At 31.3% G+C, this 24,595-nt stretch carries 21 protein-coding genes; 17 read left to right on the forward strand and 4 right to left on the reverse strand.

Going from position 1 to position 24,595, the window contains the following annotated elements:
* The first annotated feature begins 290 nt into the window (after positions 1-290).
* The 14 genes from I6U48_RS19515 to I6U48_RS19585 all read left to right on the forward strand — a co-directional run bounded on the left by I6U48_RS19515 (position 291) and on the right by I6U48_RS19585 (position 16,924).
* Entirely contained in the window at positions 291-845 is a 555-nt protein-coding gene (locus I6U48_RS19515) for a DUF1003 domain-containing protein (RefSeq protein ID WP_218322153.1), read from the forward strand.
* Positions 846-865: 20 nt separating this feature from the next.
* The gene (locus tag I6U48_RS19520; protein ID WP_312891096.1) at positions 866-1,159 is read left to right on the forward strand and encodes a YibE/F family protein; all 294 of its coding nucleotides are present in this window, start codon (positions 866-868) and stop codon (positions 1,157-1,159) included.
* 141 nt (positions 1,160-1,300) lie between these two features.
* On the forward strand, positions 1,301-2,149 hold the full coding sequence (locus tag I6U48_RS19525) for a methyl-accepting chemotaxis protein (RefSeq protein WP_218322154.1): 849 nt from the start codon (positions 1,301-1,303) through the stop codon (positions 2,147-2,149).
* Between the two features lie 195 nt (positions 2,150-2,344).
* On the forward strand, positions 2,345-3,358 hold the full coding sequence (locus I6U48_RS19530; RefSeq protein WP_218322155.1) for a Wadjet anti-phage system protein JetD domain-containing protein: 1,014 nt from the start codon (positions 2,345-2,347) through the stop codon (positions 3,356-3,358).
* Positions 3,349-4,860, forward strand: coding sequence for a replicative DNA helicase (locus I6U48_RS19535; protein WP_218322156.1), 1,512 nt, complete (start codon positions 3,349-3,351; stop codon positions 4,858-4,860). Before I6U48_RS19530 ends, I6U48_RS19535 begins: the two co-directional genes overlap by 10 nt.
* A complete protein-coding gene (locus I6U48_RS19540) occupies positions 4,847-5,584 on the forward strand; it encodes a DUF6063 family protein (protein ID WP_218322157.1) in 738 nt (245 codons plus the stop codon). The genes I6U48_RS19535 and I6U48_RS19540 overlap by 14 nt, the downstream gene beginning before the upstream one ends.
* Entirely contained in the window at positions 5,584-10,038 is a 4,455-nt protein-coding gene (locus tag I6U48_RS19545; RefSeq protein ID WP_218322158.1) for a coiled-coil domain-containing protein, read from the forward strand. The genes I6U48_RS19540 and I6U48_RS19545 overlap by 1 nt, the downstream gene beginning before the upstream one ends.
* Positions 10,039-10,295: 257 nt before the next feature.
* Positions 10,296-10,721 (forward strand): type VII toxin-antitoxin system MntA family adenylyltransferase antitoxin, encoded by a 426-nt coding sequence (gene mntA / locus I6U48_RS19550; RefSeq protein ID WP_218322159.1) that lies wholly within the window; start codon positions 10,296-10,298, stop codon positions 10,719-10,721.
* A gap of 4 nt (positions 10,722-10,725) precedes the next feature.
* Positions 10,726-11,139 carry a type VII toxin-antitoxin system HepT family RNase toxin gene (hepT, locus tag I6U48_RS19555; protein ID WP_218322160.1) on the forward strand — a complete coding sequence of 138 codons (414 nt, stop codon included), beginning with the start codon at positions 10,726-10,728 and terminating at the stop codon, positions 11,137-11,139.
* Between the two features lie 329 nt (positions 11,140-11,468).
* A complete protein-coding gene (locus tag I6U48_RS19560; RefSeq protein ID WP_218322161.1) occupies positions 11,469-12,320 on the forward strand; it encodes a YitT family protein in 852 nt (283 codons plus the stop codon).
* Between the two features lie 214 nt (positions 12,321-12,534).
* Positions 12,535-13,680: a helix-turn-helix domain-containing protein gene (locus I6U48_RS19565; protein WP_218322162.1), complete on the forward strand. Its 1,146-nt coding sequence runs from the start codon at positions 12,535-12,537 to the stop codon at positions 13,678-13,680.
* Positions 13,652-14,326, forward strand: coding sequence for an ATP-binding cassette domain-containing protein (locus I6U48_RS19575; protein ID WP_246615463.1), 675 nt, complete (start codon positions 13,652-13,654; stop codon positions 14,324-14,326). Before I6U48_RS19565 ends, I6U48_RS19575 begins: the two co-directional genes overlap by 29 nt.
* Before the next feature lie 121 nt (positions 14,327-14,447).
* Positions 14,448-15,047, forward strand: coding sequence for a TetR-like C-terminal domain-containing protein (locus I6U48_RS19580; RefSeq protein WP_218322163.1), 600 nt, complete (start codon positions 14,448-14,450; stop codon positions 15,045-15,047).
* Between the two features lie 182 nt (positions 15,048-15,229).
* Complete coding sequence (locus tag I6U48_RS19585; RefSeq protein ID WP_218322164.1) at positions 15,230-16,924, forward strand: oleate hydratase; 1,695 nt, start codon at positions 15,230-15,232, stop codon at positions 16,922-16,924.
* A 199-nt stretch (positions 16,925-17,123) separates the two neighbouring features.
* Here the strand turns inward: I6U48_RS19585 and I6U48_RS19590 are convergent, their stop codons facing one another.
* Positions 17,124-17,729, reverse strand: a complete 606-nt coding sequence (locus tag I6U48_RS19590) for a DUF1847 domain-containing protein (RefSeq protein ID WP_218322165.1) — start codon at positions 17,727-17,729, stop codon at positions 17,124-17,126.
* A 145-nt stretch (positions 17,730-17,874) separates the two neighbouring features.
* Between I6U48_RS19590 and pdxR the strand changes: the two genes are divergently transcribed.
* Positions 17,875-19,299, forward strand: a complete 1,425-nt coding sequence (pdxR, locus tag I6U48_RS19595) for a MocR-like pyridoxine biosynthesis transcription factor PdxR (protein WP_218322166.1) — start codon at positions 17,875-17,877, stop codon at positions 19,297-19,299.
* Between the two features lie 230 nt (positions 19,300-19,529).
* Here the strand turns inward: pdxR and I6U48_RS19600 are convergent, their stop codons facing one another.
* Positions 19,530-20,729: a MerR family transcriptional regulator gene (locus I6U48_RS19600; protein ID WP_218322167.1), complete on the reverse strand. Its 1,200-nt coding sequence runs from the start codon at positions 20,727-20,729 to the stop codon at positions 19,530-19,532.
* Between the two features lie 316 nt (positions 20,730-21,045).
* Entirely contained in the window at positions 21,046-21,264 is a 219-nt protein-coding gene (locus I6U48_RS19605; protein ID WP_218322168.1) for a hypothetical protein, read from the reverse strand.
* Between the two features lie 443 nt (positions 21,265-21,707).
* Between I6U48_RS19605 and I6U48_RS19610 the strand changes: the two genes are divergently transcribed.
* Positions 21,708-21,902: a hypothetical protein gene (locus I6U48_RS19610; protein WP_218322169.1), complete on the forward strand. Its 195-nt coding sequence runs from the start codon at positions 21,708-21,710 to the stop codon at positions 21,900-21,902.
* A 105-nt stretch (positions 21,903-22,007) separates the two neighbouring features.
* A complete protein-coding gene (locus I6U48_RS19615; RefSeq protein WP_218322170.1) occupies positions 22,008-23,684 on the forward strand; it encodes an AAA family ATPase in 1,677 nt (558 codons plus the stop codon).
* A 111-nt stretch (positions 23,685-23,795) separates the two neighbouring features.
* On the opposite strand, the gene I6U48_RS19620 is transcribed toward I6U48_RS19615, so the two are convergent.
* Complete coding sequence (locus I6U48_RS19620; protein ID WP_218322171.1) at positions 23,796-24,458, reverse strand: hypothetical protein; 663 nt, start codon at positions 24,456-24,458, stop codon at positions 23,796-23,798.
* Between the last annotated feature and the right edge of the window lie 137 nt (positions 24,459-24,595).

The raw sequence follows: 24,595 nt of genomic DNA on the forward strand, positions 1-24,595 counted from the left end.
AAATTATTCGACATAATACTTTAAATCCCTTTAATTTCTAGGAGTTTTCTTAATAAGAAATTAGAAAGTAGGCTTATTTTGGGGAATAGGGTTCTAAATAAGTCTAATTTCTGTTAATAGGAGAAGATCTAGTGATTCTTGAATATGAAAATCAAATACCAACTTTAGAGATTTTTTAATACGACCACATTAACCCTTTTATACTTTGGCCTATAAAATTTATAGAATCAATTCTAAAAGTTATGTTAAAATACTTAGTAGTTATACATTTAATAGAGGAGAGATAAGTTATGAAAAATAAAGATAAGGTATATTATGACAAAGAAGAGTTAGTACGACAGATATTAGAAAAAGATAAGGATCTAAAGGGAAGCAATATTGATGAAGAATTGATGCATGAACTAATTAGTGGAAAAATATCAAAAAATATAAATGAGGCAGATGATGAAAATTCAACCTTTGGACAAAAAATTGCAGATAAAATAGCCACATTTGGGGGTAGTTGGACATTTATAATAAGTTTTGGTGTGGTGCTAGCAGTTTGGATTATAGGAAATGCTGTTATTCTAAGTAACAAAGCATTTGATCCATATCCATTTGTGTTTTTGAATCTTGTGTTATCATGTCTTGCCGCTATACAGGCTCCCATAATTATGATGTCACAAAATCGTCAATCAGAAAAAGATAGATTAACGGCTGCCAATGATTATCTTATTAATTTAAAATCTGAAATTATAATAGAAGATTTGCACTATAAAATTGATTTGTTAATGGAGCAGCAGGCAGAGAATACGAAAACTATAGAAATTTTATTAAAGACAATAAAAGAATTAAAAAATAAGTAGAATTAATTTTTCAATATGAAATAAAGAATAATAATCCTGACATCTTAGATAGGGCATTAGTTAAGTCAGGTTTGAATGTGGGTAAAGATATTATGGGGACAATGTGTACAACGCTTATACTTGCTTTTACTGGAGAAATTATTATTACTGTAATCATGTTATCGCCGTATAATTTGTCTTTTATTGAAATTATAAATCAGGATATTATTGCAAGTGAGATTTTAAAAGCTTTAGCAGGCAGCATAGGGTTAATACTCACAATACCAATAACAGCTTTTGTATTTATTAATATACCTAATTTGTTGAAGAAATAAATCTATGGCACAGCAGTAATTTAGAAGATACAGTATTTATTTTACGGAAACCGTTATGTAAAATATAAAAATATGATATAATTTCATTAAAAAATTAACGATAATTGTAAAAAAGCGCAACCTGAGGAGGTAAAATTTCAAATGAAAAATTCAAATGAGTTTCAAACAAATGAATCGATCTTAGAAGCATTCAAATTAGTTCTACCATATCTTAATAGAATTGTTCGTGAAGACATGGCTGTTGGAGTAACAGATTTAGAGGAATATTTATCCTACTACAGAGCAAAAGAGTTTGAACTTGACCTACCTGCGGGTAAACCGATTAAAGGAATAACTACCATAGAAGAGTGCATTAGAACAGGTAAAGACACTTTTGATGATATTCCTAAAGAAGTATATGGACGACCTATAAAGACGATATTTACACCAATTTATGGAGTTAACAAAAAAATTATAGGAACTCTAAGTTCAGGTATTGATTTGAATGACAACCATAATTTGGTAAAAAGTGTTGAGCAGCTATCTTCTTCTATAAATCAAGTATCAACAAATGTTGATCAGATAGCTAAAAGTGCTTTAGAGCTTTCAGACTCTGGACAAGAATCAATAAAGCTAGCTCATGAATTGACAGAAAAGTATCGAGATACTTCCATGATTCTAGAGTTCATTAAAAGTGTGGCTACCCAAACGAATCTTTTAGGATTAAATGCTTCAATTGAGGCTGCAAGAGCAGGTGAACATGGTAGAGGTTTCGCAGTTGTTGCTAATGAAATAAGAAAGCTTGCAGAACAATCTCATGAATCAGTAAAAAAAATTCAAACCATCTTACAGGAAATGAATAATGCAGTTTTTGAAATTAACAAGTCCATAGAATCTTCAGGAAGTATTAGTGAGGAGCAAGCCGCATCAACAAAGGAGATATCTTCAAATTTAGAATATATAAACAATATTACAGAGCAATTAAAATTGTTTGTTGAACGTTATGATTAAATACTTATAGAGAATTAGGCAGGATATGGAATAAAGGATCTGTAAAATTAAAGAAAAAAATATCAAAGTAAAGTGGCTGTTGAAAAAGTGCAACAGCCACTTTAAGTTTTCAAATATATGAAAGGCACATAGGGTAGAGTATATCTTAAAATAATATGTTATAATTTAGATAAAAAAATCAAAAGGTGAAGAACTATGTATAAGCATTTGATAACTTTTTTGAAATCCTATAAGAAGGCCACAATAACCTTAGGAGAACTGGAAAACTTAGTTCCAGGCGATGCTTCCTACAATAACTTTGCAGAAAGTGTTAGGAAATTAATTGATGACAACATATTAGTTGAAAAAAATCCCAAAGATAATAATGGTAAAGAAATTCCTCTGCCTTACAAATTTGGAATTAACAAATATGAATTAAGAAGAGAACATATTGATACTATTCAAAAATATGCATTGAATATCAGTGAAGAAATAGATCTACAGGAATATTTTAATTTAAGTGAGGAAACTTGGAAGAAAGATCTGCCTTATATTGATAAGATTAATGGATACATTAAAGAAAGTGGTGTGCCAAGGGATTATACTACTTCTCAAGAAAGATCCTTTCATATTGCAGGAGATGAAAAGTGGATTGATGAAAAAGGTGGAAAGAAACTTTTAGATAGAATAAAGCTGTGGGAAAAATTTAATATAATAAATAGTACAGATCCTTTGATGCTTGCGGTTAACCCCAAGCAGTTTTCAAAATCAGAATATTATCACCTTGTTGTAGAGAATAAGGCAACCTTTATAGCTATGATGGAAGTATTACAGGAGACAGAGTTCACTTCATTAATTTTTGGTTCAGGATGGAAAATAGTAGGGAATATCCACATGTTAGAAAAACAGTTAGGGATAAAGAAAACTAATAGGATATTTTATTTTGGAGATTTAGATAATGAGGGCATATCTATATGGAATTCTTTTAGTGAAAAAGTATCTAGCTATTTAGCAGTTGAATTTTATAGGGAGCTGCTTAAGAAGCCTTACAGCAGGGGGAAAGAAACACAGCAAAAAAATGATAAAGCCTTAAAAAATTTTATTAATTTTTTTAGTGATGAAGAAAAAATAAATATAGAAGAAATTTTAAAAAATGGAGGATACCTCCCACAGGAAGCTTTGAATAAGGATGAACTTAGGCATATATGGAGGAATACAAAGTGGATATAAGTGTAAAAAATGTTACAGAAAACTATGGAGAAAGAATTCAAAGATTGGCTTTATTTGATCCCTTATATAAGCTGCAAAATAAAAATTCAAAGGACAACAGTGGTAATATTATTGACTATTTTAGCTTGGGTTTATTAAGCTTATTGTTTTTCTTTGAAAATATGCTTATAAGGAATAAAAAGACAGGAGTAAAAGAACTGGCTTCTTTTTTGTATGAGTTAAATGGAGGAGAAATAGATTTAAATTATGAGGGCTTTGAAAAGGCAGCAAGGACAATTATAGAGACCTTTAGACCTCCTACAGGAAAGAGAAACTCTAAAGAATTTTATAATTGGGAAACAAGAAAAAAAGAAACTGTTCAATATTCTATATTAAAAGCAGACAGGGCAGATTTAGAAACAAATACGCAGTATTACATCCTTGATGAACAGGGATTAGAATTGATTTTTGCGACAAAGGAGTATTTTAATGAGTTTCAGCTATCTATAAATCAGTTAGTTCTAAGAAAACAGCTGGAAAAAGGAGAATTTGTAGGTGCGCTAAGACAAATTGATGAAATGAGCCTTGACGTAAAAAATCTTCAGGATAGGATTGTTAGAATTAAACACGAGGTAAACAGAAACATAGTGTCCACTGAAACCTATGAAAGATATAAAAGTATAATTGAAGATATAAATATGAGACTGCATCGTGAGGATGAGGAATTTGATGAACTGCAGTCTTTTGTAAAGGAAACCAAAGAGAAGGTAGGTAATGAACTCACTAATGATAAAGATATAAAAGCTTATGAACTTATAATACAAATAGACAAAGAACTTGGGCAGGTTCATTATGATCATAGACTGCTCTTTAAAGAAAGTATAGTTCTTAAAACCGCTGCTCTTCAGGCTGCACAGGAGGCGCTTTATTATGTAGGCATAGATTCCTTTAATTTTGATCAGGAAATTGTGAGCCGGTTATTTTCATCGCCGCTTCCATTAAATGCAGCTAGAACACTCATTGAACCTTTTATGTATTTAGAAAGGCATGAGAGCTGGTCACCTTTAACGGTATTTGCTAAGCAAAGGATTGAAAATAGAAACAAACAGGAAAAAGCTCAAGATTTTTTATCTCTAGAAGAAGAGGAAGAGATAAAGCAGGGTATGAAGATACAAAGAGAAAATTTTAAATTCATAACAGAGATATTACTGAAAGCTTTAGGTGACTCATATGAGATTGGCATTAGTGAAATGGTGGAATATATGAGGGAAAATGGTTATGGAGATATATTAGATTACCGAAATTTTTATGATTTTTGGATTATACTGCACCAAAGATCACCAGTAGTCATAGATACAGGTGAAAAAAATGAAGAGCTTTTATTTGGAGAGGCCTTCGATTTATTAGTTAATAAGGGAAAGGTTTTATACGTAGAGGAAGCTCAGGGAATACTTAAGGTTACAGAAAGATTTACAATAAAGAATATGCGTCTAAGATTGGAGGACAATTATGCTTCAATATAATAATGAACAGGTAATGCAGGCCTTTAAGCTGTACTCCATACTTTCAATGAAAGGCTATGGGGAGAAGGAAGAGCTGCGCCTATATATATCTGATGAGATGATAAGGGGACTTATAGACCAATTTGCCCGTCAGGTAGATTGTACTATTTTTGCCTCAGGAGATTATATATACATGATACCAGTTTCAAGAAATTCCATATTTCACGTGTCAAATGATTCTATTAAGAAGGAATATCTGCCTGCAAAAGCTGTAAACCTAGATCTATATTTAATGTATACAGCCATAATTGTGCTCTTTGGAGAGTTTTACGATAGTTACCAAACTACAGAACCAACTCGTGATTTTATAAATATAAATGAATGGCTCTCTAGTATAAATGAGAGGATTGAGGCTTTAAATGAACATGATTTAGATAAGCTAAAGGAACTAGATAATCAGTTTGATTATAATTGGTCAGCTATTATAGAAAAGTGGATGGATATGGATGAAATCAAGGAGAAAGTAAAAAGCCAGGATGCCAGAACTATAAGCAGAAAGAGTTTTTTAAACACTGTAAAACAATTTTTAGAGGCTCAGGAGCTTATAAAGGACATTGGCAATGAGGAGCTGGTACTTACGGAAAAAGCCAAGAACATAATTCAAAGATATTACATGGAATATGATTATAACAGAGGAATACTAGACTTTATGTATGACCTTGATCATAGGAAAGGAGAAAATTAATGCCAGCAATTTCTAAAATACGTTTTACTAATGTAATCTATGAAAATGGAGAAAAAAGATATAACGATGATATTTTTCAGTTTGAGGGTCACAATGGGGCAATTTTGCTTGAAAACGGTGGTGGAAAGACCGTTTTCGTACAAACAGCTATTCAGGCTATATTACCTCATAGTGATTTAGCAGAACGTAAAATAAAAAACACTCTTATGTTAGAAAATAGTACAGCTCACATAGCAATAGAGTGGATATTAAGTGAAAGACCAAGAAGATACGCTTTAACTTCTGTAAGCTTATTTATGAATAGAGGAGCTGTAGATTCTCTTAAATATGTTTATGAATATGAAGAAGGTAATGACAACTCAATAGAAAAGCTTCCTTTTGTAAAAGAAAGTGTCAATGGTAAAAAGAGACCTGCTACAAAGGAAGAAGCCTCGGAGTATTATTCAGAGATGAGTCAGAATAAAATTAGTGCTAAAACCTTCAGCACAATTAAAGATTACCACGAATACATAGAGAAAAGTTTTAAAATTATTCCCTCAGAGTGGAGAAAAATTGCTTTGATAAATGGTGCAGAGGGAGATGTAGAAGCATTTTTTGATGCCTGCAAAACCACGGGGCAGCTGGTAGATAACCTTTTAATTCCTACAGTAGAAGAAGCACTTGCTGGGGATGGGACTAAAGAATTTGCAGAGACCTTTGAAAAGCAGAGAGAACACTTTAAAAAATATAAACAGTTAAAGGCCAGAATAGATGAAAGCAGGCTAGTGGAGGAGCAAATAAATTCTTATGTAAAAGTGTATAAATCCTATGATGAGGTGAACCAAAGCTTTACTAAAATCAAGAAGCATATAAAGGCTTTATATAAATTTGCCCAAAAAGAAGATGAAATTAATAGAGAGAAGCTTATGAAAAATAAAGAGGTTCAAAGTTTACTTGAAGAAGAGGAGAAACACTGGAAGCAAAAAGAGGCTTCATACAAATTACAGCTATTAAAGGATAGAATGCTTAAACGTGAAAAGAGCTTTGTAGAGATTTCTGATAAATATAATGAAGTTATAAATACAAAGGAAGAAAAAGAAAAAAGACTTGAAAATCTCAAGGCTGCCAAATACAAACAGAATATAAAAATACATCAGCAGAAAATTCAATTCTTAAGAGAGCAGATTAATGACCTTGATAAGGATGAAGATATTGAAGATATTAATGAAAAGCTGGAACTTAACAGCAGTGAGCTTAAAGGTTATTATGAGGATCAGGAAGAAAAGCTTTATAAGGAGATATCGATAATTGAAGGTCAGCTTAGAAATATTGAAAAAGAAATTGCAGAAATAGAAAAAGAAGCCAAGAAAAGTAAAGACAAGGAAAATGAGTTGTCAAAAGCAGAAGCCAAATTAGATGGATCTATCAATCAGCTTACAAAGGATATGGATAACCTGGAAAGGGAAATATTAGATAATCAGAGCAAGGAAAAGATAGAAGAAGAATTTGATAAATGGCAAAGAAGAATATCAGATCTAGAAAATACTGTTTTTGAATATAATAAGCAAATGCGGATGATGAGGGATGAAAAGCAGGAATTATTACAAAGTATACCAGAACAAAGAAAGGAATTAAATAATTTAAAGAGAGAAGAAACAGAGTTATCAGAACAATTAAAGAACCTCAATGAGCTCCACGATAGTCTCCTTTTAAGGGTTAAAGAATTTAGAAGCAGCTGGTTTAGCTTTGACTCCATGTATAGAAAGCAGAGCACCATATTAGAGCAGTTAGAAAACAAGCAGGAGAGGCTCAGAGAAGAAAAGGAGAATTTGATTTTTGAGGAAAGATTAGCTCACAGATGGCTTGATAACTATAGTGAAAGCGAATTTTACACAGCAGATCCTTCCATAGAAAGATATATAAAAAACTGGAGAAATGGTTTTAAATATATAGAAAGCGGAACAGAATACCTTCAAAGGGCAGCAAAAAGTGTTGATAGGTCTGAAGAGGAGCTTAACGAAAGCTATCCTTATTGGACAATATCTATAGTTACCTCAGAAGCAGAGATAGAAAAGCTTATAGACAAAATAAATAATCAACGCTCTGAACTTTCCCATCCTGTTATTGTTATGAATGAGAAGGAAGCACGGGATAAGGCACAAGGTAATTCTGCATTATCAGAAGGAAACATTTTATTTCCTCTAATGTGGAATAAAAACATTGTCAAGAGAAATTTTGAAAGCTGGAAGAATGAGATTTCTATTAAGGCTGATGAAGTTACAAAGCTTCGCAGGAATAAGGAAGAGGAGTTAAGTGGCTGCTTTGAGCTTCTTAAAGATGTAAGAGATTTTTATGGTAAATATCCTCACGAAGATTATATTGAAATGCAGAAAAAACAGATATCGCTTAAGGATAAAACAAACCTATTTATTGAAGATATTTATAAAAAAGAAGCAAGAATAAAAAATATAGATAAAGAGATAGGCAGAGTCAACACAGCTACCTCTGAGGCACAGGGAGAACAGCATATCTTAGAACAGAAGATACTTAAGGCTAGGGATTATTCAAGAAAGAAAAAGGAAAAAGAAAAAGCTGAAGGCGAAAAAATCAGAATAAAAAAAGAACTTATACTTGCTAAAGAAGAAAGCTTTAAAGTAGAGAGACGAGCAAAGTTAAGTCAAGATTCAAAGGAGGAAATAAAGGAAAAGCTTAATGAAATCAATACAGGAGTCTCTGTATTAAGGGCAGATCCCTTATACAAGGAAGTCATTGATGCTTCCCCAAGCTATAGCTCCATAAGCAAAGAAGTACTAATGCAGCAGAGAAAAAGCTTAAAGGATGTTCTAGAAAAGAAGCAAAAGGGGAGAGAAACTTTAGAAGAAAGCATGAAGAATGCTTTGGAGATTAAGAGCACTCTAGAAAAGGAACTAAATAACTTAATAAAACAGATAGATTTTGAACTGGATGAAGCTTTAGAGTTTCCGATTTATGGTGACGAGGAGATGGATAGACTTATAGAAGAATTGCAAAAACTAAAGAAGCCTTTCAAAAATTTAAAAAAGGCTTACGATGATGCAAATACTTACTTTGAAAGGGAAAAAGCTATTTATGAAAGTGAAGAAAATCGTTTTCACAGTAAGTATGAAATGATAATATCCTTTTCTGAGGCTTTAGAGCAGATAGAACTCATGTTAAAAGAAGAGTTAGAAGCTATAGTTAAAAAGAAGGAGTATTTTTTAGGACAGCAGGAGGCTATAGAAAAGGAAGGAAAAAACATAAACAGTAGTATTTCTAAATTAGTAAACTATAATTTTAAGTATTCTTATTTATCGGAAGAAATAGAGGAAGCTATTTTATCTGATGATATAAAAAATCAGTTTCCGTATAAGAGAGCAGAAATCGTAGATGAAACAATTAAAAATATAGAAAGAACTGAAAAGCTGCTAGAAGACAGAAAGCTAGGTACAGAAGATAAGAAAAGGAAATTTATAAATTTTTGTGAAAGTGAAATTGTGGATGTAAAGCTAAAGGATATGGCAGTTACAGGAGTTCAGTATAAAAAATCCTATAAGGATGTTACTGAATGGCAAAACAAAATGAATGAGAGAATCATGAGAACTATAGAAATTGCAGAAAATGACATTCGTGAACACGACAAAGAGGTTCAGCAATTTATAAATCATCTGCACTCTTACTTAGCATCAATGATACAAGAGCTTAAACAAATTCCTAAAAAGACAAGAATAAAAATTGATGAAGACTGGAAGGAGATATTTGTTTTTAATGTTCCTGAATATAACGAAAAAGAGGGAAAGGAAGAACTGGCAAAGCATATTGACTGGATGCTAAAACAGTTAGAAGGTGATCAGTTTAAGGATGAAAATGGTGTTGAACTTGAAAATCAGGTTAGAAAGTCTATAGAAAAATGGCTTCAATCCAAGCAATTATTGCAGATTGTGATGAAGCAAAACAACATTAAAGTAAAATGCCGTAAAGTAACCAATGATCAAAAGATAAACAGTATGCCTTATTCTTGGGAGGTGTCAAATTCCTGGTCCGGCGGAGAGAAATGGAGCAAGAATATGAGCTTATTCCTTGGAATACTAAATTATCTGGCAGAAAAGAGAACTCAAATTACATCAAACCATAAGAGATACAGAACTGTCATAGTGGATAATCCTTTTGGAAAAGCCTCAAGTGACCACGTACTAAATCCAGTGTTTTTTATTGCAGAGCAATTAGGTTTTCAGATAATAGCGCTAACAGCTCATGCAGAGGGGAAATTTGTAAGGACCTACTTTCCAATAGTATATAGCTGCAGATTAAGAAATGCAGATAACAGCAGCAGCCAAATTATGACTAAAGAAAGGGAAATAAAAAAGGCCTTTCTTAAGGATAGTGATCCTCAGGCTTTATCCAGGCTAGGGCAGCTAGAGCAGATTGCCTTTACAGATATATATCGTCAAGAAAATTAAAATAAAAGAAATTTATATTCATATAATAGGGAGAAATTTTGTACATTTGGAAGTAAAAAATTACCTTGTCCTAAAGAAGCTGAGATTTCCTATGAAACTATTAAAGCATTAGAAACAGATATGGAGCATTAATTACTTATGTAAAGCAAAAAAGTTATAGTAATTTATGTAAAATTGCTATACAATTTTTATGTATAGAGTTAATGTGAGCAAATTAACATATAACCCTGCACAAGTAAATCTGGTGGTGATTAAATATGAATAACCTTATAAATAAGGCACAGTTGTTTATATCTATTATAAACAACAAGTATAAGATAAAATTTGCATATATTTTTGGATCTCAAGCAACGGGAGAAGCTTCAGAAAGCAGTGATATAGATATAGCAGTATGCTTTAGTAAAAATTATGAAGGCATGGAAGAGGCTTTTATAAGAGGAGATATTATAGAAGAAGGAAAAGCATTTTTTAAGAGAGATGTAGATGTAGTTTCAATAAACACTGCATCATTACTTCTAAAATATGAGATAATCCATAATGGAGTAATAATAAAAGATGATTATGAAAGAGCTGATTTTGAGTCTTTAGCATTAAGAGAATATTTTGATTTTAAATATTATTCAGATATGTATGACAACGCTGTGATAGAAAAAATTAGACAAGGAGAAGTCTTTGGAGGATAAGTTTATGGTAAAAAGAGAAATTATAATTTCAAGAATAGATAAATTAAATGAATATGTAAGCATATTGAAATCTGTAATAAAATATAATAAGGAAAAATATATTGCTGATCCATTTATATATGGATCAGCAGAAAGATTTCTTCATTTAAGTATAGAGTGCGTTTTAGATATAGGAAATCATGTTATATCTGACATGAGATTCAGAAAGCCAGAGAACAATAAAGACATATTTTTAGTTTTATATGAAAATAGAATAATTGATGAAAAGTTAAAGAACAATTTATGTAATATGGCTGGATTTAGAAATATTTTAGTTCATGATTATATGAAACTTGATAGAGCGTTTGTTTATGATATAATAAACAATAATTTAAAGGATATAGAAGACTTTGTGAAAATAGTAGTAGAGTACATATGATTGATAGCAAAGAAAACTGGATTGTCTATTGAAGAAGTTAAAGAAAGAAATAGTTTGAATTTTCTATAGCATGAAAAGTGTGGAATCATCAGATTTTCATACGCAAGACAAAGAAAGAATATAGTTTGCTGATAAATATAACTAAATGGACTCAAAATTGGACTGATATTTGGATTAATCCATATGTAAGTCCTTTGACTGTTAATAAGGGCTGTAATAGAATATATATAGTAGTTGGAAGGCATAGGTAAGAGAAAACAATTAATTCATGGTGCTAAAGAGATGATTCTTTCAACTATTAAGGATTTTATTAGGAGGCATATTATTATATGTTTATGAAAAAAGAGAATTTATTGAGAGTATTAATGGTTATAGCGGGTAGTTTAATATATTCTATTGGAGTTAATTTATTTATTATACCTCATAAGCTTCTTAGCGGAGGAGTTGCTGGTATAGCGATAATTCTTCAATATTTAACAGGAATGCAGTCTGGTTATTTTATAATTCTTATAAATATTCCAATATTCCTAATAGGTATTAGAGCTATCGATAAAGAATTTGGTATTTTTAGTTTCATAGGGATGGCATCAATGTCGTTATCATTAATTTTTACGAGAAATCTTCATAATTTATACTATATACCAGATCCACTAGCTGCTTCATTATGTGGAGGGCTTTTAACAGGATTAGGAGCAGGAATAATATTTAAGAGCAGAGCATCACAGGGCGGTACAGATATTATAGCCGTAGTAGTTAAAAAGAAATATGGAATGTCCATAGGAAAAATAGCCTTCATGATTAACGCGGTAATAGTTGCTATGGGTATGGTTATAGGAAATTTACAGGTAGCAGTATATACTTTAATAGCAATGTATATGAATGCAGCAATAGTTGATAAATTTATTCAAGGCTTTGATAAAGAAAAAGTAGTTTTCATAGTAACTGGAAGATGTGACAAGGTAAAACAAGCTATTTTGGAAAACCTAGGCAGAGGAGTAACTTACCTTTATGGAGAAGGTGCGTATACAGGAGATAAGAAAAAAGTTATTTACTGTATTCTAAGCCCTAAGGAACTTGAGGAAGCAAAACACTTAGTTGAAAATATAGATTCATCAGCAGTAGTATCCATTATGGACACAGCTGAAGTTAGAGGAAAAGGATTCAAGGCCGCAGCGTTTTAGCTTCCAATAACTTATGGTAAATTAATTAATAATATTCTGGTTTAAATATTAAAGGTGTAGCGTTTTGCTACGCCTTTTTATTTAAATTAGACGACTCTTTTTAATTAATTATGAACTGAAGTTTCCTGTTAGTTAACTTTTTCTACTAAGATCAACTACAAATCCATTTACGAGAGCTGAGCTAGCGCATAAAATATTATTAGAGGTGATAGATATGAAGGAGTTAAATATAGGAAGATGTATTGTTCAAAAGAGAAAAGAAAAGGGAATAACACAGGAGCAGCTAGCAGATTACATTGGAGTTTCTAAAGCTTCTGTCTCTAAATGGGAGTCTGGATTAAGCTATCCTGATATTTTACTGCTCCCGGAGCTTGCAACTTATTTTAATATTTCAGTGGATAAATTGCTAGGATATTCTCCTCAACTTACAAAGGAAGACATAAAAAAAATTTATAATAAGCTTTCCCAGGAATTCGCAGTAAAGCCCTTTGATGAAGCAATAGAACAGTGCGATAAATTAATAAAAAAGTATAATTCTTGTTTTCCATTTTTGCTTTCTATGATTCAATTATTATTAAACTATTCCACTTTAGCAAAAACTGAAGCAATAAAGAAAGAAATTTTTCAGAAATGTATATGGATAAGTAAGAGAGTAAAAGATGAATCAGAGGACATTTCTTATATAAAAAAAGCAAATACTATGGAAGCATTGGCAGAGATGGCACTTGGAAACAGCGAAGAAGTTATTCACTTATTAGATAACAAATTAGATCCATATAGTGGAGAGGATGTTATATTAATTAATGCATATAGGATGCAGGAACAAGTTGATCAGGCAAAGGAAGTGAATCAGATACTACTTTATAACAAGGTAATAAACACCTTAACGCTTTTAAATAATTATCTTTCTTTAAATATGATGGAACCAGTTTTGTTTGAAAAAATTTATTTACAGGGCATTCAGATTATTGATTGCTTTAAGTTAAAAGAGATCTGGACAAATGATGTTTTTGGAATTCATATAGTTGCAGCACAAGGGTATTTGCTTCAAGAAGAGAAGGAAAAGGCGATAGATGCATTAGAGCGATATGTGAATACTATTTGTATTATTAAGTTTCCATTGAGTTTTAAAGGAAATGAATATTTTACTCATGTAGGTAAATGGTTTGAAGATAATAATTGTATTGGAACAAACACTCCGATGGATGAGATAACAATTAAGAAAAATCTTATTGATATAGTTGCTGAAAATCCTACCTTTGCACCCCTTGGAGAAGATGAACGGTATAAGTTACTTGTTAAAAAGCTAAAAGAAAAGTTAGGTGAAAAAAATGAAGGCAATAAATATAGAAAAGCTTAAAAAGTCTTATGATGGTCAGACTAATGCTTTGAACAATATAGACTTAAGTATATCAAAAGGTGAGATATTTGGATTCCTTGGACCTAATGGTTCAGGGAAAACCACTACAGTTAGGATTCTCAATGGGATTCTTTCTAAAACATCAGGATATGCTGAGATTTTAGGCATACCTGTAGGGGAAAAGGAGCATAAAACTATGGAGTCTCTGCTTTATACACCAATATCCATGGAACAGCTGCTTAGAGCTAAGATTTTAGGTGTCTTTGTGCCTTCTTACATTATAACTTTAGTTTCTTTTATAGCCTTTGGTATCATATTCAACATAGGAGGCTTTATCTATTTTGGAGGACTAATTTTTCCAGATATAAAATGGCTTATAACAATATTTTGGATTTGTCCAGTAATCAATTTATTATCTCTAGTATTTACTGTTATGGTATCCGCAAAGTCAGAAACCTTCCAGGAAGCACAGCAAGTAAGTGGTCTTCTTGTCATTCCGGTAATTCTTATATTAGTAGGTCAAATGACAGGTGTACTTTTAATTAGTAAGGTTATGATGTTTATAGGGGGAGGTGTACTTTTGATACTTGATTATGTGCTTATAAAGAGAATCTCCTCTAAATTTATTCCTGAAAAACTTATATAAATATGAACAAGTTGATATAAATAATAACGAGAGAGGCTCCAGATGTATAATGGCAATTGTATCTAGGAAAATATGAAAGTACAGCTTCTATAAGCTTTGTACATTTAAAGTGAAGAAAGGAATGATTGATTTTATGTCTACCTCACATGTTACAAAAAATGCCTTGGCTCGTTCTCTGAAGCAATTGATGAAGCAAACTCCAATAAATAAGATAACAGTAAAGATGGTTACAGATACATGTGGAGTTACAAGGCATACCTTTTACAATCATTTTCATGATGTTTATGATTTATTGAAATGGATATTTGAGAATGAAGTTATTGAGGAACTTGATCAATGCTGCAGCTTAAATAACTGGAAGACTGGGCTAGTTCTTGTTCTGCAATATACAATGGATAATAAAACTATCTGTATTAATACAACAAAATCTTTAGGGCGTGAACATCTCGAGGTGTTTTTGTGCAAGATATTTACTAAAGTATTAGAAGGTGTTATAAAGGATATAACAAGAGAAATGAATGTTGAAGAAAAAATAAAGAAAGAAACTGCAGTATTTTTTTCTTACGCAATAACAGGACAATTTTTGGAGTGGATTAACACTGGTCTTAAAGAAAAGAAAGAAGATATTGCCGATAGAGTTGAAAGAATGCTGGGGGGGACCATACTGAGAATTATGAAAGTTAATGATAGAAAAACAACTTCACTTATATATAACGCGTAATATACCCTATAATTTACACACTTTATTGCATCTGTGAAATTTTTTCACAGATGCTTTTTTTGTTATTTGAATAAGGTTCTTAAAATAGGTATTATAAATATATAAAACAACGTCAAATCATTTAGGGATGCTTAAAAGTTATTCTTCAGCTATCCCTTATTATAGGAAAGGAAGGATTTTATATGAATAATTATCAAAGAATCAATCCAGCTGTACCAAAGAATATTGAAACAAGAAAAGCATATTTGATTGGCGGAGGAATAGGGTCACTAGCTTCTGCAGCATTTTTAATAAGAGATGGGCATATGCCGGGAAAAAACATCCATATAATTGAACAGCTTGAGGTTTTCGGAGGCTCCATGGATGGTATAGGAATGGCAGAAAAAGGCTATTCTGCAAGGGGTGGAAGAGAGATCGAAGAGCATTTTGAATGCTTTATGGAACTTTTCAGTTTCATACCATCTCTAAATGATAAAAATAAAAGCGTACTAGATGAATTTCGTCAGCTTAATATAGAAGAACCTATTGAATCTCACTGCAGATTAGTACAAAACCAAGGAGAAAAGGCTGATTTCTCAAGCCTTGGATTATCAAAGAAGAATGCAATGGAGCTTGCAAAGCTTCATATGATGACTGAAGAAGCACTTGGAGCAACTACAATAGGAGAATATTTTGAACCTAGTTTCTTCGAAACAAACTTCTGGTACTTCTGGGCAACAATGTTTGCTTTTGAAAAGTGGCATAGTGTAGTTGAAGTTAAGCGTTATATGGAAAGATTCATGCATTTAATTGGTGGTATGAATAAATTACAAGGTATTCTTCATACTGAATACAATCAATATGACTCTTTAATACTTCCACTTATTACATGGCTTAAGGAGCAGGATATATGCTTTGAAACTGGTTGTAAAGTTACAGATATAGATTTTGATTTTGCAAATAATGAAAAAGTAGCTACAGCAATTAATTATATTAAAGATGGTAAGAATGAGATAATTAATGTAAAGAATGATGATATAGTATTATTTACTAATGGTTCCATGACTGAGAATACAACAAAAGGTGATCTTGACCATGCTGCAATTTTAAATAGATCTGAGGATAAAGGCTGTTTCAGCGTGTGGGAAAAAATAGCGAAGAAGTCACCGGACTTTGGCCATCCAGAAAAATTCTGCAGTGATATTGATAAGACAAAATGGATGTCCTTTACTATAACCTTAAAGGAGGATGATATTGTATTCCCATATATCTTAAAGCTTACAGGGGATAAGCCTGGTATGGGTGGACTTGTTACAATAAAAGATTCAAGCTGGCTTATGAGTTGGGTGGTTCCAAAGCATCCACACTTTATAGGTCAACCGGATAATGTAAAGGTACTTTGGGCCTATGCATTGAATATGGACGTTCCAGGGGACTATATTAAAAAGACTTTCTCAGAATGCACAGGACGTGAAATGTTTGAAGAGTTGCTTTATCATATGGGCTTAAAAGACAGAATTCCTGAGATTTTAGCACATACAGTCAATGTAATTCCTAGCATGATGCCTTATATTACCTCACATTTTATGCCTCGTGTTGCAGGGGACAGACCTAATGTAATTCCAGCAGGCAGCAAGAATTTTGGCTTCCTAGGTCAGTTTGCAGAAATTCCTGAAGACTGCGTATTCACAGTAGAATATTCTGTAAGAAGCGCTATGATGGCTGTATACGGACTGCTAGGTCTTGAAAAAGAAGTGGATCCAGTATACCCAAGTCAGTATGACATTCGTGTATTAATTAATGCAGCAAAGACCTGTCTTGGTATTGATAAACTTCCACTAAAAAATATACCGTTAGGTGAATTACTAAAGTATAGTGAGCTTGGAAAACTATTATAAATACTTAATTCAAGCTTAGAATAAAGAAGGAGAATCCTCAGATGATGGGGGTTCTCCTTTTAATACTGATAAACCAATATGGAAACATAATTGTGAGCAATGCTCAGCTTATATTCAATATTGCCCTAAGCAAGCCATTCAATGGTGAAAGTTAACTGGAGAATAAAGTGCAAAAATTTTAGACTATGTTTATCTAAGTTTATTTTTGTGGAAACAATTTATCTTTATAATAGGCTTCGGCTTGATAAACTACAGCTAAAGGATTATGACATAAAACTCTATCTTTTACTGCAAAAACTGTTACTGGTGCTTCTGAATATTTTATGAATAAAGAATCATGTCCAACACACAGCCCTAAAACAATATTAAGGTCTGTTTTTGCTTCATTTAAAAATATTGCCTGACCAATGGGATTACACATAGCTACTTTTGCATTATTTATACCAATTAATTCTCTAGAAATATGACCAGTTTTACAAATAACAGAACTTACTTCAAAGCCATTATAAGAAAGTATTTTACTTACTATTTTACTTTCGCTTACTAATCCAATACAAAAGGCTAATCCTATTTTTTTATAATTGCATTTTTTTGCAAAAGCAATAGTTTCTTCTAATCTTGTCTTTTCGCCGTAACTTTCACTTACGATTAATGCTGAAGCTTGGGCAATTTTATAGTTTTCTTCATTCTTATATAATGTTTTTATATCATCCATTTTTTTACTTATACATGGACAATTTTTAGGTGCAGTATTTAATTTACCACTGCTGCAGGCATGAATAGAACATAGGGCACAATTATACATAATACTCTTCTCCTTTATTTTGATTTTATCTTTTAAAAATAGTAATTGTTATAAAATGTGGTAACATCTATAATATAATAAGAGTTTGTCATATTTAAAAGGGACAGATTTTACTAATTTATGGGTACAGAAGGAGATGAGATTCATGTTTTCATTTACTCCACTTTTAGATAATACAATAAATAAACCAATATATTACCAATTATATGAATGTATAAAGAAAGAGATTGTATATGGAAATATTAAAGGTGATGAGAAATTACCATCACTAAGGAATCTATCGAAAAATCTTCAGTTGAGTAAAAATACTATTGAAGCTGCATATGATCAGCTTTATGCTGAGGGATATATTAAAAGAATTCCTAAGGTTGGTTATATAGTTGAAAATATAAATTCTGATTTATTAAAGGCAGCACATGTTTCTAATTCTCTAAGTTTTAAGAATGAAGCTGCTGGGAATATAAAAAAATTAAAATATGATTTAGCGCCTCAATATATGGATAAAGACTGCTATTCCATAAAAACGTGGAAAAATATAATTAATTCAGTTATAAATAATGAATTTGAAAGTCTTCTAAGTTATGGTGATTCACAGGGAGAGTATGAACTACGCTGTGAAATTGCAAAATATATATATGAAAATAGGGGAGTACAGTGTAAGCCTAATCAAATTGCAGTAGGTGCAGGCACACAGTATTGCTTAAATTTGATTTGCCAAATTCTTAGGGAAAATTTTGATAGTATCGGCATGGAGGAACCAGGAAGTAACTATATACGATATGTTTTTGAAAGAAATCAATTTGATATTAAACCTATTAATGTGAATGAGAATGGGCTAGATGTAAGGAAACTTGAAAATAGTGGATGTAAGATTACATTCGTAACTCCATCTCATCAATTTCCTAAAGGTGTAATCATGTCTGTTAAGAATAGGCTTCAGCTTTTAAATTGGGCACAAAACAATAATGGAATTATTATAGAAGATGACTATGATAGTACAATGAGATTTGCTAATAAACCCATTCCTGCGTTGAAAAGTTTAGATAACTTTGACAAAGTAATATATCTAGGTACATTTTCTAAAATTTTTATTCCAAGTATTCGCATAAGTTTCATGGTACTACCTAATTGGCTGTTAAATTTATATTTAGATAAATATAAAATGAATGGACAAACAACTTCCAAGCTGGAACAAATTGCATTAGCACGTTTTATGAATAAGGGTTATTTGCAAAGTCATATTAGAAAAGCGAGAAGACATTATGAAAGAAAATATAAGGTTATTACCAAAGCGATCCATACCTTTATGGGAGATAAGGTTAACTTAATAAGTAGTAATACTGGTATGAGAGTTATTCTGGAGCTTGAAACAAGTCGAAGAGAAGAAGAAATTGTTAACATTGCAAAGAATGCTGGCATAAAAATTACGCCAATTTCTGAGTATTATATAGATAAAAACAATTATAGAAGTGGAAAGGTTAGAGTGTTGATTTCATATAAGGGAATAGCTATAGAAGATATAGAACCTGTCATTAAGCTATTAAGTGATATTTGGTTTAATCATAACTAAAAATATTTCTAAATTACATTATTCTTTTGGGAGGAAGAGGAAATATGTACTCTTAGAAGAAAAGGATAGAGCGTTTAATTCTCTTATCTAAGTGGCTGTTTCACTAAGTGCGACAGCCACTTTAAGTTTCAAAATAAATAGTATAGAGTCTTTCATAATGGCTGTTAACCCGAAGCAGGACTCAAAATCAGAATACTGCCATCTTGTTGTAGAGAGGACTTGTACACAACCTACTTGTTATTTTCAGCATAAAACTTTAGAGCTTCTCCAATGAATTTAGATGTACCATCTCCATGTTTCTTATCCATTGCTTTTTTTAAAATGGATTCTGACAAATACTGCTCTGCCTGATAGCTCCAATAATTTTCTCCCACCTCTACTTGTAAAGCTTCATTCTGCTTTTGCGTTTCGGCTACTATTTCAAAAATAATTTTTTGGATTTCCTCTGATAAAGGGTCTTTGCTTAAGTCAACTGTAAGATTTTTGTATAAGGTTTCCAATTTAGGCTCATAATCTCCTAAATAAATTTTTAAAGCTTTTCCAATAAACTTTGATGCACCTTCACCATATCGTTCATCTATCCATGCCATACCAACTCCACCATTTTCCTTATCAATTTTTTCTAACTCCTTAGAAAATACTGAATAAAGTCTTACAATAACATACCAATAATAATCTCCAAGTTCATTTTTAAAAGCTTCATAATCTCTTTTAGCTACGTTAGTTATTTCACCAGCAATTTTTTGAATTTCCTCTGAAGAAGGATCTTTACTTAAGTCAGTTGTAAGCTTTTCATATAGATCCTTTAGTTCTGGATTTCTTTCATAAAAGCAATCTCTTTTAAACTCATCAATTTGTTCTGCTTTAGTTATTGCCACAGAACTATTCAAATTTTTCTTTACAACTTCGGCATATTTTTTTATACTTCCATATTCTTTTATGGCCATTTTAGCAAGCTTTTCTTTTGCAGCTTTTGTTTTTTCAATAAATTGATCAAATTTATCTACACTACCCCAATTCTTAATTACTCTATCCTTATTTTCTCTCTTAAATTCTTCCAATACATTATAATATTCACTCATGTCAAATTCTTCAAAACTCATTGTATTCGCTCCTTCTAAGGTTTTATTTATAAGCTCTATCAAACCATTTAACCTATCTCGTTTTAAAAGGATTAGCTTCTTATGATCTTCTAGTGCTTTCATCCTATCGAAGTGAGGACTGGTTATGATTTCTTTAATTTCCTTTAGTGGTAAATCAAGCTCCTTAAAAAATAAAATCTGCTGTAAGGTTTCAAGAGCTTCATTATCATAAAGCCTATAGCCTGCTTCCGTTAACTCAGTTGGTTTTAATAATCCAATTTTATCGTAGTGGTGCAGCATGCGCACGCTTATTCCTGTTAAATCCGAAACTTGTTTTACTGTTCTCATAACTTCACCTCAAACTTTGATTTTAGAGCTTTAATACCACCTGTACTCTGCCGGCATGAGTTTTATTAGTATTGTCAATCTCTGATTTTATATTACACTATGACATAATGTTAGGGTCAACACTTTTAAATTTAAATATAATAAAAGATTTTTAAATAAATGAACTCCCCATAGATGATATTGTTTGTCTATGGGGAGTTTTAATTTTGTATTAAGAAAGGTGGAAAATTTTATGTGTTTAACAAAAGTTACAGAAAGAGTTTATTATCTTATTAATGACAGAATCTATGGTGCCACATCCCATTTTTGGTTATCCTTAGCTAATACTTATGTGTCTAATGTATACATGAAGCTGAAATGGTATATTGGTGTACCCATCAAAAGTGATCAGATGAGGATTGGGTCGTGGTACTATTTCAATTTCACAATTTCTATTTAACTTTTTATGTTCTAATATCAGTTCTTCTATTTTATTTTCTATGTCTTCTAATTTGTTTGAGCTATAAGGTAGAATAGCAGTAGGAAAATTATTCATTATGATCATCCTCTCAAATAAATATTTTATTTAGAATACTTATTATATTACAGCGATTTTGTCACAGTTATGTATAATATTTGTTACAGTTATGTATAATATTTTTTATAGAAAATATATAAAAACTTCTAGAAGAGAAGCAGATATGTATTCTTATTCTATAACAGCTCCAACAACTTTTATTAGTTTCTTCATTTTAGTTACACCTCTTTTCTAGACAAGTTTATCATAGATGGGTTTGGAAGTACAATTTTTGGAGATTTTTGTCTAAATAAAATATTTTTTCTCTACTTGATTACAAAGATTATACAATGCGGATATACTCCTAATATGTTCTCTATTTAATATTGATAAATGCCTTTCAAAGTAAAGACAAGAAAAATCTTTACCTAATGGATGAGACTACAACTGGACTGCACCCGAAGGATATTGAGAATTTTATTGTGCTTCTAGATAGAATGGTAGATGCAGGTAATTCTATTGTAGTAGTAGAACATAACCAGCAGATCATAAGAAACAGCGATTGGATAATTGATCTTGGTTCTGAGGGAGGGGAAAAAGGAGGAAATATTATTTTTACTGGAACCCCCAAAGAGATGGTGGAGGGAAGCCAAAGTATCACAGCGAAATACCTATAAGCGAATATAAATCTAGAGAAGATAGCTTTAATATAGCTGATTATTATATTATAGGCTATAATACAATTAAGAGAAAAACCCTTTATAAAGAAGGAAGGTGCATTAATGAAGAGAATACAAGTAGGAACATCGGATTTTAAAGAACTAATAGAGGGCAATAATTACTTTGTAGATAAAAGTTTATTGATAAAAGAATTTATAGAAAATGGTGCAAAGATAATATTGACACCAAGGCCTAGAAGGTTTGGAAAGACATTGAATTTAAGCATGCTTAAGTATTTTTTCGATATAAGAACCAAGGAAGAAACTAAAAATTTATTTAAGGGTTTAAAAATAGAAGGTGAAAAGGAAATAATGAAACTTCAAGGAGAATATCCTGTTGTTTTCATTACTTTTAAAAATGAAAAATATATTTCCTATGAAGATTTTAAAGATGGCATTGAATTTCTTTTAGCTAGCTTGTATAAGGAACATGACTATTTACTTCAAAGTGATAAACTATCAGAAATAGATAAAAAAGAATATATAGAAATGATGGAAAGAAGAGCTTCAATAGCTTCTTTATGTAATGGTATAAGCTCTCTAATGGGCTATATGAACAAGCATTATGGAAGAAAGGTAATGCTCTTTATAGATGAATATGATGTGCCAATACAGGAAGGATATCTTAGAGGATACTACAATGAATTAATAGCTTTAATAAGAAACCTATTAACAGCAGCCTTAAAAGATAATCTATACGTTGAAAAGTCTTTAATAACAGGTATCCTTAGAGTGGCAAAGGAGAGTATTTTTTCAGGTTTAAATAACTTAAAAGTATATTCAATATTGAGTTTCAGATTTAGTGACAAATTTGGATTTACAGAAGAGGAAATGAAAGAGCTTACAGAATATTATAATTTAAAAGATAGCATAGAAGAAATAAAAAATTGGTATAATGGATATATTTTTGGAGGAAAAGTAATATATAATCCATGGTCTGTTTTAAATTATATTGATAACAATGAAGATGGATTTATGCCTTACTGGATTAACAGCAGCAGCAATGATCTTATAAAAAGGCTTTTATTAAAAGGGGATAAAGAAATAAAATTAGATTTGCAGTATCTTATTGAAGGAAAATCTATAAATAAGGTAATCGACGATACTATAGTTATGGCAGAGGTTGAAGATTCCAACCAAAATATCTGGAGTTTTTTACTTTTAAGCGGATACTTGAAGGCTGTAAAGACAGAACTCATAAGAGGAAGATTAAATTGTGAACTCCAAATTCCAAATGAAGAGGTTCATATATTTTATGAAAATTTAATAGTAAAATGGTTTCAGGAAGCTATGACTAATCAAAAGTATGAAGAAATGTTAAGTAATTTAGTCACTGGTGATATAGAAAACTTTGGCTATGCTTTTCAGGAATTTGTAATAAATAATTTGAGCTATTTTGACGTATCTGGAAAAGAGCCAGAGAAAGTATACCACGCCTTTGTACTTGGAATGCTTGTCTCTATTTCGAACACTCATGAAGTGAAATCAAATAAGGAAAGCGGCTTTGGAAGGTATGATGTGATGATAATTCCAAAGGATATCTCAAAGCCAGGAATTATTATTGAATTTAAGAAAATAAATGTGTTGTCAAAGGAAACATTGGAACAGGGAAAAGTAGAAGCATTAAAGCAAATAGATAAGATGAAATACGATGAGGAACTTAAAAATTGCAACGTAAAAGATATAATAAAGCTTGCTATTGTGTTTAAGGGGAAAGAAGTAATGATTTCTGAGGCATAGAGGAAAGGTATAGTGTTTTGAAAATCAATTTTTAGATATTACCATAATTTTAAGTATTGTTAAAAAGGGCAAGTCAAGGAAATTGTATTCCGTTGACTTGCTTAGAGCTATTTATGAAAATTCATGTCCTGGTATCCCATTGTTAACATAAGTATGACCTTCTAAGGGTTTAAAGCCAGATACTTTTATATCAGTTACAACAGGGTATGCGTTATGATTATTGGGAAAGGTAAAGTTAAGAGTATAATCCTTTCCATAAAAAGCAGCTTTCGTTCCATCACCTGTAAAAACTGCTGTGTTCTTGAGAAAAATAACCTTTCTGCTTTCTTTTTTACCAGCTTGCACATCTACTTCATAAACAGTAAAATCAAAAGAGTTATTAGTTACATTAGAAATTACAACTTCACAATAATTTTCTAAAACATTATCTCCAAAACGCCTGTCATCAAAATAAGTTCCGTTATATAATTTAACTTTACTATTCACTTTAGTTAAGTTTTTAGAGGTATTATCTTTATCCTTTACTGCGTTTTCACTTGAACTTGTTTTATCAGACTGCTTAGAATTTCCACTATTTGAAGCTGGTTGATTCTTTTCATCAACACTATTTTTGTCATTAGTGGCTTGTTTTTGATTGTTGTTTTTGGAATCATCTTGTAAAGTTTGAGTTTCGGTACTAGTTTGTGTAGAGGTATTTACTTTTTTATCACTATTACAACCAGCTAAAGTAAAAGTCAAACTTAAACATAATATGAAAACTAAATTCTTTTTCATTATTAAACTCCTTTAAAATAATATAGATTCTCACGGCCGAAAGTAAACTTATGCTCCGGGAGATGTTACCAAGCCTCAGCACTATAAAAACTTTTAACCATTCTAAAGCTCAGTATTTTGAAAATCTAAGAACATCT

It is taken from the genome of Clostridium thailandense, from assembly GCF_019207025.1.
GTDB lineage: Bacteria > Bacillota > Clostridia > Clostridiales > Clostridiaceae > Clostridium_AM > Clostridium_AM thailandense.

Excerpts from the sequence above, each read along its gene's own strand:
- I6U48_RS19515 (WP_218322153.1), top strand. The coding sequence starts at position 291 with ATGAAAAATAAAGATAAGGTATATTATGACAAAGAAGAGTTAGTACGA.
- I6U48_RS19525 (WP_218322154.1), top strand. The coding sequence starts at position 1,301 with ATGAAAAATTCAAATGAGTTTCAAACAAATGAATCGATCTTAGAAGCA.
- I6U48_RS19530 (WP_218322155.1), top strand. The coding sequence starts at position 2,345 with ATGTATAAGCATTTGATAACTTTTTTGAAATCCTATAAGAAGGCCACA.
- I6U48_RS19540 (WP_218322157.1), top strand. The coding sequence starts at position 4,847 with ATGCTTCAATATAATAATGAACAGGTAATGCAGGCCTTTAAGCTGTAC.
- I6U48_RS19545 (WP_218322158.1), top strand. The coding sequence starts at position 5,584 with ATGCCAGCAATTTCTAAAATACGTTTTACTAATGTAATCTATGAAAAT.
- mntA (WP_218322159.1), top strand. The coding sequence starts at position 10,296 with ATGAATAACCTTATAAATAAGGCACAGTTGTTTATATCTATTATAAAC.
- hepT (WP_218322160.1), top strand. The coding sequence starts at position 10,726 with ATGGTAAAAAGAGAAATTATAATTTCAAGAATAGATAAATTAAATGAA.
- I6U48_RS19560 (WP_218322161.1), top strand. The coding sequence starts at position 11,469 with ATGTTTATGAAAAAAGAGAATTTATTGAGAGTATTAATGGTTATAGCG.
- I6U48_RS19565 (WP_218322162.1), top strand. The coding sequence starts at position 12,535 with ATGAAGGAGTTAAATATAGGAAGATGTATTGTTCAAAAGAGAAAAGAA.
- I6U48_RS19575 (WP_246615463.1), top strand. The coding sequence starts at position 13,652 with ATGAAGGCAATAAATATAGAAAAGCTTAAAAAGTCTTATGATGGTCAG.
- I6U48_RS19580 (WP_218322163.1), top strand. The coding sequence starts at position 14,448 with ATGATTGATTTTATGTCTACCTCACATGTTACAAAAAATGCCTTGGCT.
- I6U48_RS19585 (WP_218322164.1), top strand. The coding sequence starts at position 15,230 with ATGAATAATTATCAAAGAATCAATCCAGCTGTACCAAAGAATATTGAA.
- I6U48_RS19590 (WP_218322165.1), bottom strand. The coding sequence starts at position 17,729 with ATGTATAATTGTGCCCTATGTTCTATTCATGCCTGCAGCAGTGGTAAA.
- pdxR (WP_218322166.1), top strand. The coding sequence starts at position 17,875 with ATGTTTTCATTTACTCCACTTTTAGATAATACAATAAATAAACCAATA.
- I6U48_RS19600 (WP_218322167.1), bottom strand. The coding sequence starts at position 20,729 with ATGAGAACAGTAAAACAAGTTTCGGATTTAACAGGAATAAGCGTGCGC.
- I6U48_RS19605 (WP_218322168.1), bottom strand. The coding sequence starts at position 21,264 with ATGAATAATTTTCCTACTGCTATTCTACCTTATAGCTCAAACAAATTA.
- I6U48_RS19615 (WP_218322170.1), top strand. The coding sequence starts at position 22,008 with ATGAAGAGAATACAAGTAGGAACATCGGATTTTAAAGAACTAATAGAG.
- I6U48_RS19620 (WP_218322171.1), bottom strand. The coding sequence starts at position 24,458 with ATGAAAAAGAATTTAGTTTTCATATTATGTTTAAGTTTGACTTTTACT.